15 protein-coding genes are annotated in these 14,085 nt (G+C 67.4%); 2 read left to right on the top strand and 13 right to left on the bottom strand.

Features of this window, described 5'->3' with window-relative positions; all coding sequences use genetic code 11:
* Window positions 1-26: 26 nt before the first annotated feature.
* From ACFQB0_RS12420 to glmS, 9 genes are all read right to left on the bottom strand, one after another.
* A complete protein-coding gene (locus ACFQB0_RS12420) occupies window positions 27-659 on the bottom strand; it encodes a DUF4190 domain-containing protein (protein WP_386732077.1) in 633 nt (210 codons plus the stop codon).
* A gap of 51 nt (window positions 660-710) precedes the next feature.
* A complete protein-coding gene (locus tag ACFQB0_RS12415) occupies window positions 711-1,025 on the bottom strand; it encodes a DUF4190 domain-containing protein (RefSeq protein ID WP_386732074.1) in 315 nt (104 codons plus the stop codon).
* A gap of 181 nt (window positions 1,026-1,206) precedes the next feature.
* The gene (tsaD, locus tag ACFQB0_RS12410) at window positions 1,207-2,262 is read right to left on the bottom strand and encodes a tRNA (adenosine(37)-N6)-threonylcarbamoyltransferase complex transferase subunit TsaD (protein WP_386732071.1); all 1,056 of its coding nucleotides are present in this window, start codon (window positions 2,260-2,262) and stop codon (window positions 1,207-1,209) included.
* Window positions 2,259-2,759, bottom strand: a complete 501-nt coding sequence (rimI, locus tag ACFQB0_RS12405) for a ribosomal protein S18-alanine N-acetyltransferase (protein ID WP_386732069.1) — start codon at window positions 2,757-2,759, stop codon at window positions 2,259-2,261. Before rimI ends, tsaD begins: the two co-directional genes overlap by 4 nt.
* Entirely contained in the window at window positions 2,756-3,376 is a 621-nt protein-coding gene (gene tsaB, locus ACFQB0_RS12400) for a tRNA (adenosine(37)-N6)-threonylcarbamoyltransferase complex dimerization subunit type 1 TsaB (protein ID WP_386732066.1), read from the bottom strand. Before tsaB ends, rimI begins: the two co-directional genes overlap by 4 nt.
* A gap of 9 nt (window positions 3,377-3,385) precedes the next feature.
* Complete coding sequence (tsaE, locus tag ACFQB0_RS12395; protein ID WP_386732063.1) at window positions 3,386-3,904, bottom strand: tRNA (adenosine(37)-N6)-threonylcarbamoyltransferase complex ATPase subunit type 1 TsaE; 519 nt, start codon at window positions 3,902-3,904, stop codon at window positions 3,386-3,388.
* Complete coding sequence (alr, locus tag ACFQB0_RS12390) at window positions 3,904-5,058, bottom strand: alanine racemase (RefSeq protein ID WP_386732060.1); 1,155 nt, start codon at window positions 5,056-5,058, stop codon at window positions 3,904-3,906. The genes tsaE and alr overlap by 1 nt, the downstream gene beginning before the upstream one ends.
* Window positions 5,055-5,414: a holo-ACP synthase gene (locus ACFQB0_RS12385; protein ID WP_386732057.1), complete on the bottom strand. Its 360-nt coding sequence runs from the start codon at window positions 5,412-5,414 to the stop codon at window positions 5,055-5,057. Before ACFQB0_RS12385 ends, alr begins: the two co-directional genes overlap by 4 nt.
* 2 nt (window positions 5,415-5,416) lie before the next feature.
* Window positions 5,417-7,267 (bottom strand): glutamine--fructose-6-phosphate transaminase (isomerizing), encoded by a 1,851-nt coding sequence (gene glmS / locus ACFQB0_RS12380; RefSeq protein WP_386732055.1) that lies wholly within the window; start codon window positions 7,265-7,267, stop codon window positions 5,417-5,419.
* Between the two features lie 115 nt (window positions 7,268-7,382).
* Here glmS and coaA point away from each other — a divergent pair, with 115 nt between their 5' ends.
* On the top strand, window positions 7,383-8,336 hold the full coding sequence (gene coaA / locus ACFQB0_RS12375) for a type I pantothenate kinase (protein ID WP_386732052.1): 954 nt from the start codon (window positions 7,383-7,385) through the stop codon (window positions 8,334-8,336).
* A 171-nt stretch (window positions 8,337-8,507) separates the two neighbouring features.
* On the opposite strand, the gene glmM is transcribed toward coaA, so the two are convergent.
* From glmM to truA, 4 genes are all read right to left on the bottom strand, one after another.
* Complete coding sequence (gene glmM, locus ACFQB0_RS12370) at window positions 8,508-9,869, bottom strand: phosphoglucosamine mutase (protein ID WP_386732050.1); 1,362 nt, start codon at window positions 9,867-9,869, stop codon at window positions 8,508-8,510.
* A 26-nt stretch (window positions 9,870-9,895) separates the two neighbouring features.
* Window positions 9,896-10,381, bottom strand: coding sequence for a 30S ribosomal protein S9 (gene rpsI, locus ACFQB0_RS12365; RefSeq protein ID WP_386732047.1), 486 nt, complete (start codon window positions 10,379-10,381; stop codon window positions 9,896-9,898).
* A 51-nt stretch (window positions 10,382-10,432) separates the two neighbouring features.
* Window positions 10,433-10,879, bottom strand: a complete 447-nt coding sequence (rplM, locus tag ACFQB0_RS12360; RefSeq protein ID WP_386732045.1) for a 50S ribosomal protein L13 — start codon at window positions 10,877-10,879, stop codon at window positions 10,433-10,435.
* 171 nt (window positions 10,880-11,050) lie between these two features.
* Window positions 11,051-11,914, bottom strand: a complete 864-nt coding sequence (truA, locus tag ACFQB0_RS12355; protein ID WP_386732805.1) for a tRNA pseudouridine(38-40) synthase TruA — start codon at window positions 11,912-11,914, stop codon at window positions 11,051-11,053.
* 172 nt (window positions 11,915-12,086) lie between these two features.
* Between truA and ACFQB0_RS12350 the strand changes: the two genes are divergently transcribed.
* Window positions 12,087-13,943, top strand: coding sequence for an acyltransferase family protein (locus tag ACFQB0_RS12350; protein WP_386732042.1), 1,857 nt, complete (start codon window positions 12,087-12,089; stop codon window positions 13,941-13,943).
* Window positions 13,944-14,085: the final 142 nt, after the last annotated feature.

The following is a 14,085-nucleotide window of genomic DNA, read 5'->3' as shown; positions in this document are numbered from 1 at the left end:
CGCACCCCGGCCCTCACGGATTCGATTCAGTAGCCGTAGTAGCCGCTGCCAGCAGCGAGCGCCATGAAGAAGATGATTCCGATCACGATCCAGATCAGCGCGACGAGGATGCCCGCGAAACCGGTGATGATTCCGGTGAGCCACATTCCCTTGGCGGCCGGCTCCTTCTTCTTGCCGATGAAGCCGAGTATGACGGCGGCGATCGAGAAGATGATTCCCCAGCCGCCGAAGAACGACATCAGCAGGCCGAGGATGCCTGCGATGAGCGAGATGATGCTCAACACAGGTGACTTCTGTGCGGGCGCTCCCGGGTACGGGGCCTGACCGTAGGCGGGGGGCGCATAGCCGGGTCCGGCCGGCGGCGGGTATCCGCCCGCGCCGGCCGCAGGAGCGGCAGGCGCACCATAGGCGGGCGGGGCGCCGTAAGCGGGAGTCGGAGCGGTGGGGGCAGCATAACCCGGCGCAGGTGGAACAGGCGGGGCGGCCGGCGGAACCGGAGCGGCCGGAACCTCGGGCGCTGCCGGTGGAACCGGGGCAGACGGCGGGACGTCTGCCCCGGCTGCGGCTGCAGGCTTGACGGTTTCCTGCGCCTCAGGGACGTCGGGGACGTCGGGGACGTCAGGGGTGTCAGGGGTGTTCGGTGTGTTCGGATCGCTCATGAGATGAGCCCCTTCCATGAGAGGTTGTCGCCGGGCGGAGTCGCCCGGTTCTTAGTACTTGTAGGTGACGGTGCCCGTGCTCGCGGCAAGTCCGGCGAGAATGAGGAACACGATAAAGACGATCGTGAGCACGAGCATGACGTAGCCGACGATGAGTCCAGCGATGGCAAGGCCCCTGCCCTGCTCGCCGGTCTTCTTGATCTGCGCGAGGCTGATGTGGCCGAAGACAATGCCGACGATGCTGAAACCGACGATCGAGGTCACAAGCGAGACGATCGCGAAGACGTTCATCTTGGCCGGCTGGCCAAAGGCAGGCGCAGGCGTCACGGGTCCCTGCGGAACTGGCGGCGGATTCTGATCGGTCATGACGATTCCCCTCTCGTATGCAGCACGGACTCCGTGTCTGCTTCATGATCGTTGCGATGTCATCGTGACACCCGCATCTGCGGGTGTCAACGGGCTCGACTCCCAGAGACGATACGATTCCACCCTACTCCTGAAGCTGGAACGGGCCAGCGCGAGCTCGCCCGCATCCGACCCTCGACGCTCAGCTCGCCTGGATCTCGGTGACCGGAAGGGTCGAGTCCGCCCCGAAGTCGATCCCCGACGACTCGTGGCCGGCCATGATGAGTTGCGCACCGAGTGCTGCGATCATCGCGCCGTTGTCCGTGCACAACGAGAGCGGCGGAATACGCAATTCGATCCCGGATGCCGCGCAACGCTCCTGCGCAAGCGTACGCACCCGTGCGTTGGCTACGACGCCACCGCCGAGCAGAAGCCGCGGAACACCGAGGTCTGTGCAGGCTGCAACCGCCTTGGCGATGAGCACGTCAGCGACGGCCTCGCGAAAGCTGGCGGCGACGTCCTCGACCGGAATGGGCTCGCCACGGTCTTGCCGCTGCTCGACCCAGCGTGCGACCGCGGTCTTGAGACCGGAGAAACTGAAGTCGTAGCGGTGTCTCTCCATGTCCTTGGGCAGGCTGAGCCCCCGCGGGAAACGGATCGCCGTGGGGTCGCCCTCGGCCGCCAGACGATCGATGTGAGGCCCTCCCGGGTATGGCAGCCCGAGCACACGTGCCACCTTGTCGAAGGCCTCGCCCGCCGCGTCGTCGATCGTCTCTCCGAGCAGTTCGACATCGGAGCGCAGATCCCGCACGAGGAGCAGAGAGGTGTGGCCTCCTGAGACGAGCAGGGCGATGGTCGGATAGTCGAGATGACCGCCGTCGCGCAGGAGGTCGGCGCCGACATGGCCGACCAGGTGGTTGACGGCGTAGAGAGGTTTGCCGAGCGCGAGCGCGAGCGCTTTGGCCGCTCCGACGCCGACCATGAGCGCCCCGGCGAGGCCCGGCCCACTCGTGACCGCGACGGCGTCGAGATCGTCGAGGCGGATGCCAGCCGTTGCGACGGCGGCCGAGATCGTCGGGATCATTGCCTCGAGATGCGCCCGTGCGGCCACCTCGGGTACGACGCCGCCGTAGCGGGCGTGCTCGTCCATCGACGACGCGATCGTGTTGGCGAGGAGCGTCGTGCCGCGGACGACGCCGACGCCGGTCTCGTCACAGCTCGTCTCGATGCCGAGGACGAGCGGCCGGTCGCGGTTCACGATTGCGCTTCCGGCTCGGCGAGGGCGGCTTCCGGCTCGGCCAGCGCGAGCCGCATCACGATCGCGTCGACGCCGTCCGGCTGGTAGTAGCCGCGTCGGACGCCGACCTCCTCGAAACCGAGTCGAGCATAGAGCCTCTGGGCGACGGGGTTGTCGGCCCGCACCTCGAGGAAGACCTCGCGTGCTCCGCGCTTCCGCGCTTCGGCGAGCAAGCGCTGCATGAGCGCGCGGCCGAGCCCGCGACCGCGCACGGACTCCGTGACCGCGATCGTCTGGATATCGCCCTCTACGGCACCGCGTGGCGAGAGAAGTCCGGCATAGCCCTCGACCCGCTCCGGCTCGTCGGGTGGAAAGGCGACCAGGTAGTAGCAGTTCGGGTCGGCGACGTCTCGGCGCATCGTCTCCGACGACCAAGCGTCTGCGGCGAAAATACCGGTCTCGAGCCGCATGATCGCGTCGAGGTCTCCGACCCCGGCGCGACGAAGCTGCCAGCTCACGCCGTCACTCGTTTCGGACCAGACGGCAGAGTGACATCCGGCGAGCGGAGGTAGAGCGGTTCGTCGGCGACGAAAGAGCGGCCATTGGCGAGGCTGAGCTCGGCGACAAGGCCGAGGGCTCCGGCCGAGACCGTGTGCGCATCGAAGCGGGTGAGACGCGCGTGCGGAAGCGCTTCGGGCTTTCCGAGCCCCGGCCCGTCGAAACGCACCGGCAGACCGTACTCGTCTGCTCCGGAATAGGCCGACCAGTAGAGCTCGCGGCGCCGCGCATCCGTGACGACGAGCATCGCGCCACTGTAGCCGTCCCGATAGCGGGCGAATGCGACCGCGTCATGGCTGACGATCGGCACGAGCGGTTTGCCGATCGCGAAGGCGAACGTGCGTGCCGAGGCGATGCCGACTCGCAGACCCGTGAACGGACCTGGCCCCATGCCCGCAACAACTCCGGAGAGCGCCGGCGGCGAGGTGTTCGCCTCGGCGAGGCTCTCCTCGATCAGCCGGCCGACGACCTCGGCATGCCGCATCGTGTCGGCCACCGAGCGTTCGGCGAGCACGCCGCCATCCGGATCGACGACGGCGACGCTCGTGCCGGCGGAGGTGTCGATCGCGAGAAGCATGTCTCCAGCCTATGCGCCCGCTCGGTACCGCGTCCTCGCCCAGCGCGGTCCGATGCCCGTGATCGTCACGGTGCGCGGCTCGTCGCCGGCCCCCTCGTCATGGCCGTCGGCGCCGAGCGTTCCAACGTCGGGAACGGCGGACGCTCCGGTCGGTCGCTCGATCCTGATCTCCAGCCAGGACTCGTCGACGCCGTGGAGCAATCCAGCCCCCCACTCGACGACGACGACCGATCGGGCATAGTCGATGTCGAGATCGTCGAGCTCCAGAGCGCTGCCCAGGCGATAGGCGTCGACGTGCACGAGCGCCGGGCCACCGTGGAGGCTCGGATGGGTTCTCGCGAGCACGAAGGTCGGGCTCGTCACGGATCCGCGGACCCCCAGACCTGCTCCGACACCACGGGTCAGCGTGGTCTTTCCCGCGCCGAGAGGACCGTCGAGCACGACGAGATCGCCGGCCCTGAGCTCGGCTGAGAGCTCGAGCCCGAGCCGGTGCATCTCGTCGGAGGTGGCGACGATGCGATCGGTCATCACTCCCCCCGGTAGCTGCGCGGCACCCGGCTCCCGATACGCGTCACGATCTCGTAGTTGATCGTGTCGGCGGCTTCCGCCCATTCCTCGGCGCTCGGCACGCCCGTCGCGGGGTTTCCGAAGAGCACGACGGTGTCGCCGAGCCGCACCGGGGCGTCGCCGACGTCGACGATGAACTGATCCATGGCGATGCGCCCGACGATAGGATGCCGCGTGCCGTCGATGCTCACGCTGGCCCGGTCCGACGCCCGCCGCGGGATCCCGTCTGCATAGCCGAGCGGCACAAGCGCGAGCGTCGTATCGCGCGGGGTCCTCCAGGCGAGACCGTAGGAGGCCCCGGCCCCCGCCGTCACGCGACGCACAGCGGCGACCCTCCCCCGCAATGTCATCGCGGGAGTGAGACCGAGGCCGGCCGGGAACCCGTTGCCCCACGGCGAGAGTCCATAGATGCCAATGCCGATACGCACCATTGAGAATCGGGTGTCCGGTCGGGCGAGCGCGGCCGCCGTGGCTGCGAGGTGGGTGAGCTCAGGGCGGAGTCCCTCATCGGCCGCCAAGGCGAGACCGCGCTCGTAGGCGGCCCGCTGCTCGGCGTCATCAGCCGCTGAGGCATTGGCGAGATGACTGAAGATGCCGCGAACGACGACACCCTCGCTGCGCAATGCCCGGGCGAGACGGAAGGCACCCACCCATTCCTGCGCGGGAATACCATTCCTGCTGAGTCCCGTGTCGAGCTTGAGCTGCACCCAGCCGGTGGATCCGGTCGTTCGCGCCGCCTCCGCGACGGCGCGCAGCTGTTCCGTCGACGAGATGCCGATATCGATGCCAACACTGATCGCCTCAGCGAAAGAGGCAGTCGGGTCGTGCAACCACGCGAGCACGGGAGCGTCAATTCCCGCCTTGCGCAGGGCGATGCCCTCCTCGATGTCGGCGACACCGAGCCAATCCGCGCCTCCCGCGAGCGCCGCCCGTGCGACGGGGACCGCGCCGTGACCGTAGGCGTTCGCCTTGACGACAGCCATCGTACGCACCCCGGCGCCACCGGTGGCGGTGAGGTGAGCCCGCAGAGCCTCGACGTTGGACCGGATCACCGCCAGATCGATGACGGCCTCGCGAAACGGTGCGGTCGAGCGGACGTCGGGATCGCCGCTCACGACGCGTCTGCTTCTGCGACGACGAACGCCGTCGCAATACCGGCATCGTGGCTCATCGAGAGATGCAGACGCGCGACTCCGAGGGATGCGGCGACCTCGGCAACCGTGCCGCGCAGCGAGAACTCGGGGTTGCCGTGTTCGTCGCTGACGACCTCCATGTCGTGCCAGCGGACTGTTCCCGGTCCCCCGAGCGCCTTGATGAGCGCCTCCTTCGCGGCGAAACGAGCCGCGAGCGATCGAGCCGGGCGATCACGTTCGCCCTGAGCGAACAGACGCTCGACGAGACCGGGCGTGCGTGCGATCGCGCGCTCGAAGCGCGCCAGATCGACGACGTCCACTCCGATCCCGGCGATCATCGCTACTCGACCGTGACCGACTTCGCAAGATTGCGCGGCTGGTCGACGTCGAGTCCCTTGGCGATCGCGAGTTCCATCGCGAAGAGCTGCAGCGGGACGACGGCGAGCAGCGGCTCGAAAAGCGGAGCCGCGAGCGGGATGCGCACGACCTCGTCGGCGAACGGCAGCACCGCCGCATCACCCTGCTCGGCAATCGCGATGACCCGGGCTCCGCGCGCCCGGATCTCCTGGATGTTCGATACGACCTTTGGGTGCAGGGTCGCCGAGCCGCGCGGACTCGGCACGATCACGAAGACGGGCTGGCCAGGCTCGATGAGGGCGATCGGACCGTGCTTGAGCTCACCGGCTGCGAATCCCTCGGCGTGGATGTAGGCGAGCTCCTTGAGCTTGAGCGCGCCCTCCATCGCGATCGGGAAGCCGACATGACGGCCGAGGAAGAGCACCGAGCGGGTGCCGGACATCCAGTGCGCGAGCTGGGCGATCATCTCACTCGTCTGCAGCACGGTCTCGAGCTTCGCCGGAATCGCAGACAACTCTCTCACCTGTTCGGCGAGCTCCGCGGTCGACAGGCTACCGCGCACGCGCGCGAGGTGCAGTCCGAAGAGGTAGAGCGCGGTCACCTGGGCGACGAAGGCTTTGGTCGATGCGACGGCGACCTCCGGACCAGCGTGCGTGTAGACGACGGCATCCGACTCACGCGGAATCGTCGCACCCTGCGTATTGCAGATCGAGACGACCTTGGCACCGGCCTCGCGCGCGTACTTGACGGCCATGAGCGTGTCCATGGTCTCGCCGGACTGGCTGATCGAGATCACGAGCAGGTCGCCCGAGATGACAGGGTCGCGATAGCGGAACTCATGGCTGAGCTCGACCTCGACGGGAACGCCCGTCCACTTCTCGAGCGCGTACTTCGACACCATGCCCGCGTAGGCGGCTGTGCCGCAGGCGACGATCGTAATCCGTCGGATGCCGGCGAGCACCTCGTCGCCGAACTCTTCAAGTTCGGGGATGACGACCTGTCCGTCGCTCAATCGACCGCGCAGCGTGTTGGCGACGGCGTCCGGCTGCTCGCTGACCTCCTTGGCCATGAAGCTCGACCAACCGCCCTTCTCGGCGGCAGCGGCATCCCACGCGACCTCGAAGGCTTCGACGTCGACGGGATTGCCGTCGAAGTCGGTGACGCTCACGAGGTCTGGCGTGATCGCGACGATTTGATCCTGGCCGATGGCGACGGCACGGCGCGTGTACTCGACGAAGGCCGCGACATCGGATCCGAGGAAGTTCTCTCCGTCGCCCAGACCGATCACGAGCGGAGAGTTACGACGTGCGCCGACGACGAGCCCGGGCTCGTCGCGATGCAGGGCGAGCAGGGTGAATGCTCCGTCGAGGCGCGCCACGACGGAGCGGAACGCCTGCTGCAGGTCTCCGCTCGCCCGGTACTCACGGCCGAGCAGCACCGCGGCCACCTCGGTGTCCGTCTCACTCGAGAAGGTGTAGCCCTCGGCGAGCAACTCGTCTTTGAGCGGGGCGAAGTTCTCGATGATGCCGTTGTGGATGAGCGCGAGCCTGCCATCGTCGCCGAGGTGCGGATGCGCGTTGTCGTCGTTCGGCCCGCCGTGGGTCGCCCAGCGCGTGTGACCGATGCCCGTGCGGCCGTCGTTGATAGGGTGCCTCTTCAACTCGTCGGTGAGCATGACGAGCTTGCCGGCCTTCTTGCTCGTGCCGAGCGCGCCCTCGTCGTCGATGACGGCGACGCCTGCGGAGTCATAGCCCCGGTATTCGAGCCGGCGCAGGCCACCGATCAGCACCTCGAGGCTCTTGCTCTTTCCGACATAGCCGACGATTCCACACATGCACATGATTTTAGTCGGCAATCGCCTGTGCACATCGTGTGACTCCCACTGGGCGACGCGCGCACCCCGGCACGCACGACGCGACACAGAGGAGAGATCGCTAAACTCAGGGGTTATGGCTGAGTCTCGGTCTCCGAATGGCGTCGGCCACACCTCTCCGTTCGTCGAACTCGAACGCGCCGACTGGGCCGAGCTCGCATCATCCACGCGCCTGCCCCTGCAGGAGACGGAACTGGTGCAGTTGCGTGGTCTGGGCGAGCCGCTCGATCTGCGCGAGGTGACAGAGGTCTATCTGCCGCTCAGTCGCCTGCTCAACCTCTATGTGGCGGGAGCCCGGCAGCTGCATCGGGCGACGAGCGACTTCCTCGGCGAACGCGCGGAGAGCACGCCCTTCGTCATCGGCGTCGCCGGCTCGGTCGCCGTCGGCAAGTCGACCATCGCGCGACTGCTGAGGGAGTTGCTCGCCCGCTGGGAGGACACCCCGCGCGTCGAGCTCGTCACGACCGACGGCTTCCTGTTTCCCAACGCCGAGCTCGAGCGTCGCGGCCTCATGACTCGCAAAGGTTTCCCCGAGTCGTACAACCGTCGCGCGCTGTTGCGCTTCGTGAGCGAGGTCAAGTCGGGCGCGGCGGAGGTGCGCGCCCCCTTCTACTCTCATCTGAGCTACGACATCGTCCCGGATGCGCAGATCACGGTAGGTCAACCGGATGTCCTCATCGTCGAGGGCCTCAACGTATTGCAGCCGCCGGCGCCAGGGCACCGTCTCGCTGTGAGCGATCTGTTCGACTTCACCGTCTACGTCGACGCACGGACGAGCGATATCGCACACTGGTATGAGGAACGCTTCCTGAAGCTGCAACGAGGCGCCTTCAGCAACCCGAAGTCTTACTTCCACCGCTATTCGACGCTCACCGAGAACGAGGCGCGAGCGCGAGCGCGGGAGATCTGGCACGGCATCAACGAGCCGAACCTGCTGCAGAACATCCGCCCGACGCGATCCCGCGCGACCCTCGTGCTGCGCAAGGACGAGAATCACGCGGTGTCGAGCGTTCTGCTGCGCAAGCTCTGAGCGCGCCGCCCGACCATCGGATCGCCCGACCGTTCTGAGCCACCGCATCTGAGCCACCGCATCCGAGCCACCGCACGGGAGGCCTTCAGCCGGAGCAGGGGCCGCGATGGCGAGAAGCGCCCTCCCGCGCGCGCGAAACCCTCCGTTCCCGCGTTGCGGGAGGGAGAACCGTCAGAGGGTCAAGCGCTCCCTTACGACGTCGGCGAGCCGATGCGCCAGACGGTCCGCGGTGGGCTGGTCCGCCGCCTCCACCATCACGCGCACCATCGGCTCGGTCCCAGACGGACGCATGAGCACGCGACCGCCGTCGCCGAGTTCGGACTCGGCATCTCTCACGGCCGCCGCGACATGATCATCGGAGTGCAGCGCATGATGGTCGACCCCGCGCACGTTGATCAGAATCTGCGGGTAAACCGTCATGACAGAGGCAAGCTCGGCGAGCGACTTGCCGGTGCGGGCCATCTCGGCGACGAGATGCAGACCGGTGAGGATGCCGTCGCCCGTCGTCGCGTACTCGGTCATGATGACGTGACCGGATTGCTCGCCGCCGAGCGCGAGCCCCTCGGCGCCGAGCGCTTCGAGCACGTAGCGGTCGCCGACCTTGGTCTCGATGAGACGGATGTCGTGCTTCGCCATGGCCTTGCGCAGCCCGAGGTTGCTCATGACCGTCGCGACCAGCGTGCGGTCCGTGAGATGCCCGCGTTCCGCCATCGACAGGGCGAGGATCGCCATGATCTGGTCGCCGTCCACGATGTTGCCGTCGTGATCGACGGCGAGACAACGATCGGCGTCGCCGTCGTGAGCTATGCCGACATCGGCACCGTGTTCGAGAACCGCGTGCGCGAGCTTGTCGAGGTGGGTCGAACCCACTCCGTCGTTGATGTTGAGACCGTCGGGGTCTGCGCCGATGAGGGTGACCTTCGCTCCGGCGAGGGTGAATGCCTCCGGTGAGATGGCCGATGCAGCGCCGTGCGCGCAGTCGAGCACGACGTGCAAGCCGTCGAGTCGATGCGGAAGGGTGCCAATCAGATGAACGACGTAGCGATCCTCGGCGTCGGCGAAGCGACGAATCCTGCCGACGTCGCCACCGGTGGGAAGCAGATGGTCCCTCTGCAAGTAGGTCTCGATGCGGTCCTCGACCTCGTCGGGCAGCTTGGTTCCGCCGAAGGCGAAGAACTTGATCCCGTTGTCTGGAGCGGGGTTGTGCGAGGCCGATACCATGACGCCGAAGTCGGCGCCGATGTCGGAGATGAGGAACGCCGCGGCCGGCGTGGGGATGACGCCGGCGTCGAGCACGTCGACTCCGGAACTCGCAAGTCCGGCTGCGACAGCTGCTGTGATGAACTCGCCCGAGATGCGGGGATCGCGGGCGACGACGGCGACGGGACGACGGCCCTGCGCGCGACGTTCTTCAGCGCGGCGGCCCTGGGTCAGGACGGCGGCGCTGGCCTGGGCGAGGCCGAGGGCGAGGTCAGCCGTGAGTTCACGGTTGGCCAGCCCTCGGACCCCATCCGTACCGAAGAGACGAGGCATCGTCTGATGTCGAGCCGAAGCTCGGCTTAGCGCTTCGAGAACTGCGACGCCTTGCGGGCCTTCTTGAGACCGGCCTTCTTGCGCTCGATGACGCGAGCGTCACGGGTGAGGAAGCCGGCCTTCTTGAGGGCCGGACGGTTGTTCTCACGGTCGATCTCATTGAGCGAACGAGCGATCGCGAGGCGCAGCGCGCCGGCCTGGCCGGAGGGACCGCCACCGGTGATGCGGGCGATCACGTCGTAGCTGCCGAGGAGGTCGAGCACCTTGAACGGGTCGGTGATGAGCTGCTGGTGCAGCTTGTTGGGAAAATAGTCCGCGAATTCGCGCTTGTTCACCGTGATAGTGCCCGAACCGGGAACGATGCGCACGCGGGCGATGGCTTGCTTGCGTCGGCCGACGGCCGCGCCGGGAACGTTGAGCACCGCGCGAGGGGCACTGGGGGCGGAATCCGCGGGTGTCTCGGTCGAGTAGCTCTCCGGAGCCGCGTCAATCTGGTCTGCGATCTTCGCCACGATGGTATGAGTCCTTTGTCTTAAGAGTCGAGAAGTCTGGGGAGCCCGGCGCTACTGAGCGACCTGGGTCAGGATGTAGGGCTTCGGCTGCTGCGCGGCGTGCGGGTGCTCCGGGCCGGTGTAGACCTTGAGCTTCTTGAGCTGGGCGCGGCCGATGGAGTTCTTCGGCAGCATGCCGCGGATGGCCTTCTCGACGGCACGGATCGGGTTCTTCTCGAGCAGCTCTGAGTAGGTGACGGCGGTAAGACCACCCGGGTAGCCCGAGTGACGGTAGGCCTTCTTCTGCTCGAGCTTGGCACCGGTGAGGGCGACCTTCTCCGCGTTGACGATGATGACGAAGTCGCCGCCGTCCATGTGCGGAGTGAACGTCGGCTTGTTCTTGCCACGCAGAATGGCGGCGGTGTGGCTGGCGAGACGGCCGAGTACGACGTCGGTCGCGTCGATGACGACCCAGTCACGCTGGATCTCATTGGCCTTCGGAGTGTAGGTGCGCGTCACTGTAGTGGCTGCTTTCTGTGTCGAACGGAGGTGTTCGTGAATCCCGCTCCGGGTGTGTTCCCGAGGGGAACAGCGTCGATGGAGGGCTCACGTTCGCGTGTCGCGCCAGCGGGCGCAGACACCAACGATCTACTCTAGGGGATTCTAACCCTCTGTGGCAATTCCTGGCCGTCACAGCGCACGGCGGGCCCTCGTCCGTTCCGCGCGGGCCGCGAGCTCGAGGTCATCGGGGTAGCCGACCTGCGTGAGGGTGAGACCCCGCGCCGGCATGACCGTGAAGGCAATGGTGCGCTGGAGGTCGTCGCGCAGGCGCACGACGTCCGCAACGGATATCCGGCCCTCTCCGACGGCGACGCATGCGCCGACGAGAGCGCGCACCATGCTGTGGCAGAAGGCGTCGGCCTGCAGGCGCGCGACAAGCACGCCGTCCTCCTCCCGCTTCCAGCAGAAGCTCTGCAGAGTGCGGATCGTCGTGGCTCCTTCGCGCGGTTTGCAGTACGCGGCGAAGTCGTGCAGGCCGCACAGACTCTCCGCGGCTGCGTCCATGGCATCGGCATCGTGGTGGCCGGGCAGCCAGATCGTACGGTGGCGTTGCAGCGGGTCGCGCACAGCGAGCACATCGACGATGCGGTATTCGTACCGCCGCCAGATCGCGCTGAAGCGCGCGTCGAAATCCGGCGAGACGACGTTCCCCGCTGCGATCACGATGTCGGCACGCTGCCCGAGGATGCCGTTGAGCCTGCGGGCGAGCGCAGCAGCGGGGTCGGCATCATCTCGAGAGAGATTCCGCCCGCGTGGCGGTCGCAGCAGGCTGTCGGCCTGCGCGAGCGTCAGGTCGAGGTGGGCCACCTGTCCGAGCGCGTGCACTCCGGCATCCGTCCGACCGGCGACGACAAGCGTCGGAGCCGGCGGGTTGCGCCGCAGAACCGTCGCCATCGTCGACTCGATCTCTCCCTGAACGGTGCGCTGACCGGGTTGCCGGCTCCACCCGTTGAAATCGCTGCCGTCGTAGGCGATGTCGAGGCGAACCCGCATCGTCGGCTCGGCCGGTTCGGCCGGGACCACGGCGAGGGCATCGTCGAACGAGGAGATCACATCGGACAGTTTAGAAGGCGCGCGCTGGCTTGCGCGGTTATGGTAGGGAGCGGACTCCGTCCTACCTCCCGCAATGAGCTATCCCGCTTCCGCTTCCTCTTCCATACGACCCGTGCCCTCTGGCTCGGGCGAAGCGGCGAACCCTGCACGGTTCTCGGGGCTCGACGGACTCCGGGCACTGGCTGTCGCTGCGGTGGTTGCCTACCATCTTTTCCCGCAGGCGCTTCCCGGCGGCTTCGTCGGCGTCGATGTGTTCTTCGTCATCAGCGGGTTCCTCATCACCCGCCTGCTCGTCGCCGAACGAGACGCGACCGGTCGGATCTCACTCGGGCGGTTCTGGCAGCGCCGGGTCCGGCGCCTCGTCCCGGCGCTCGCCATCGTGGTCGTCGCGAGTTGCACGGCCGCGTGGGTCATCGAAGGAGACGTGCTCGTCGGACTCGGCTGGCAGGTGCTCGGCGCGGCGACCTTCAGCTACAACTGGCTGTCGATCGCGAGCGACGCGAACTACTTCAGCGCGAGTGCGCCGGAACTGCTACGCAATCTCTGGTCCCTCGCGGTCGAGGAACAGTTCTACCTCGTCTGGCCGATCGCTCTGCTTGGCCTGCTGCTGCTTCGGAACGCACGACTCCGCATCGCGCTCGTCGCCGGCCTGGCGATGGCGTCCGGCATCTGGATGGCCGCGCTCTACGAGCCCGGCGGCGACCCGACACGCGTCTACTACGGCTCCGACACGCATGGCTTTGGCCTCACGATCGGCGCAACCCTCGCTCTGCTCACCACGGCGCGGCCTCTCGCACGACCGATCGTCGCCGCGGCCTTCTCCCGCTTCGAGGATCGAGTACTTCCCTGGGTCGGGATCGTGGCTTTGCTGGGCATCGTCCTGTTCTTCTGGTTCCTTCCCGAGACCGACTCCGCGAGCTATCGTGGCGGCCTCTTCATCGCGAGCCTGCTCACGGCAGCCGTGATCTTGGCTGCGATCCGGGGCAGGCGCCTGGGACGCTTTCTCGATACCGCACCGCTCCGTTTCATCGGCGAGCGTTCCTACGGGATCTATCTCTGGCACTGGCCCGTCATCGTGCTCGTACGTGCAGTCTGGCCGGCGCGGATGTCGGATCCCGGGGCGGTCGTCGGCACCGGCCTCGTCGCCCTCATCATCAGCGTTGTCGCCGCACTGCTCTCCTATCGCTTGCTGGAACAGCCCATACGCCGTCATGGTCTGCGCGGACTCCTGCCAGCTGCGGGGCGCATCGCCCGTCGTTCCCGCACCCGCCGCCAGTTCGTCGCGGCGGCCGCAGTGTTGGGAGTCCTGCTCTGCGTCGGGACCGGCGCAGCGATCGTCTCCGCACCTGAGACGACCACCGCACAGACCAGGATCCAGCAGGGGCAGGAGGCTCTGGATGCCTCTCCGCCGTCCGCTCCTCCGCCATCCACGCCGACGCCCACCCTTGCCCGGATTCCCGGCGGCGATCAGATCACGGCCGTCGGCGACTCGGTTATGCTCGCATCCGCGCCAGAGCTGCAGGCCGCCTTCCCGGGCATCGCCATCGACGCGAGTGTCTCGCGAGGCTTGTATGCCGCACCGGACATACTTTCCGCCCTCGACCAGGCCGGAGCTCTGCGCACCGTCGTCGTTCTCGGCCTTGGAACGAACGGTCCGATCGAGCAGGACTCCCTCGACCGGGTGCTCGATATCGTCGGTCCCGATCGTTCCATCGTGCTCGTGAACGCCTTCGCCGACCGGGACTGGACCGTGGGGGTCAACGAGATGCTCGCAGACTGCTCTGCGCGCAATCGCAACGTCGAACTGGCGAACTGGCACGACGCGATCGCGACGCACACCGACGTACTCGCGGACGACAACATACACCCAGGACCGACCGGCGCGCAGATCTATGCGGACAGCATCATGGCGGCGCTGCGGCGTCTGGTCGAACCGCCGCCGCTGCCGGGCCCCGGCGGCTACCGATGAAACGGCCCCCGATCAAGCCCGCACCGCTCCGTCCCACGCCACACGGTCCGCGCCATCCGATCCTGCGCTCCTTGTGCTAACGAGCGCTATTGGAGCGCCGACGGCGGCGGCCCGCATGAGGAGCAGACACTCTGGCAAAGAG

Source organism: Luethyella okanaganae, from assembly GCF_042660285.1.
Classification (GTDB): Bacteria; Actinomycetota; Actinomycetes; order Actinomycetales; family Microbacteriaceae; genus Luethyella; species Luethyella okanaganae.
This window is presented reverse-complemented; position numbering and strand designations above follow the sequence as displayed.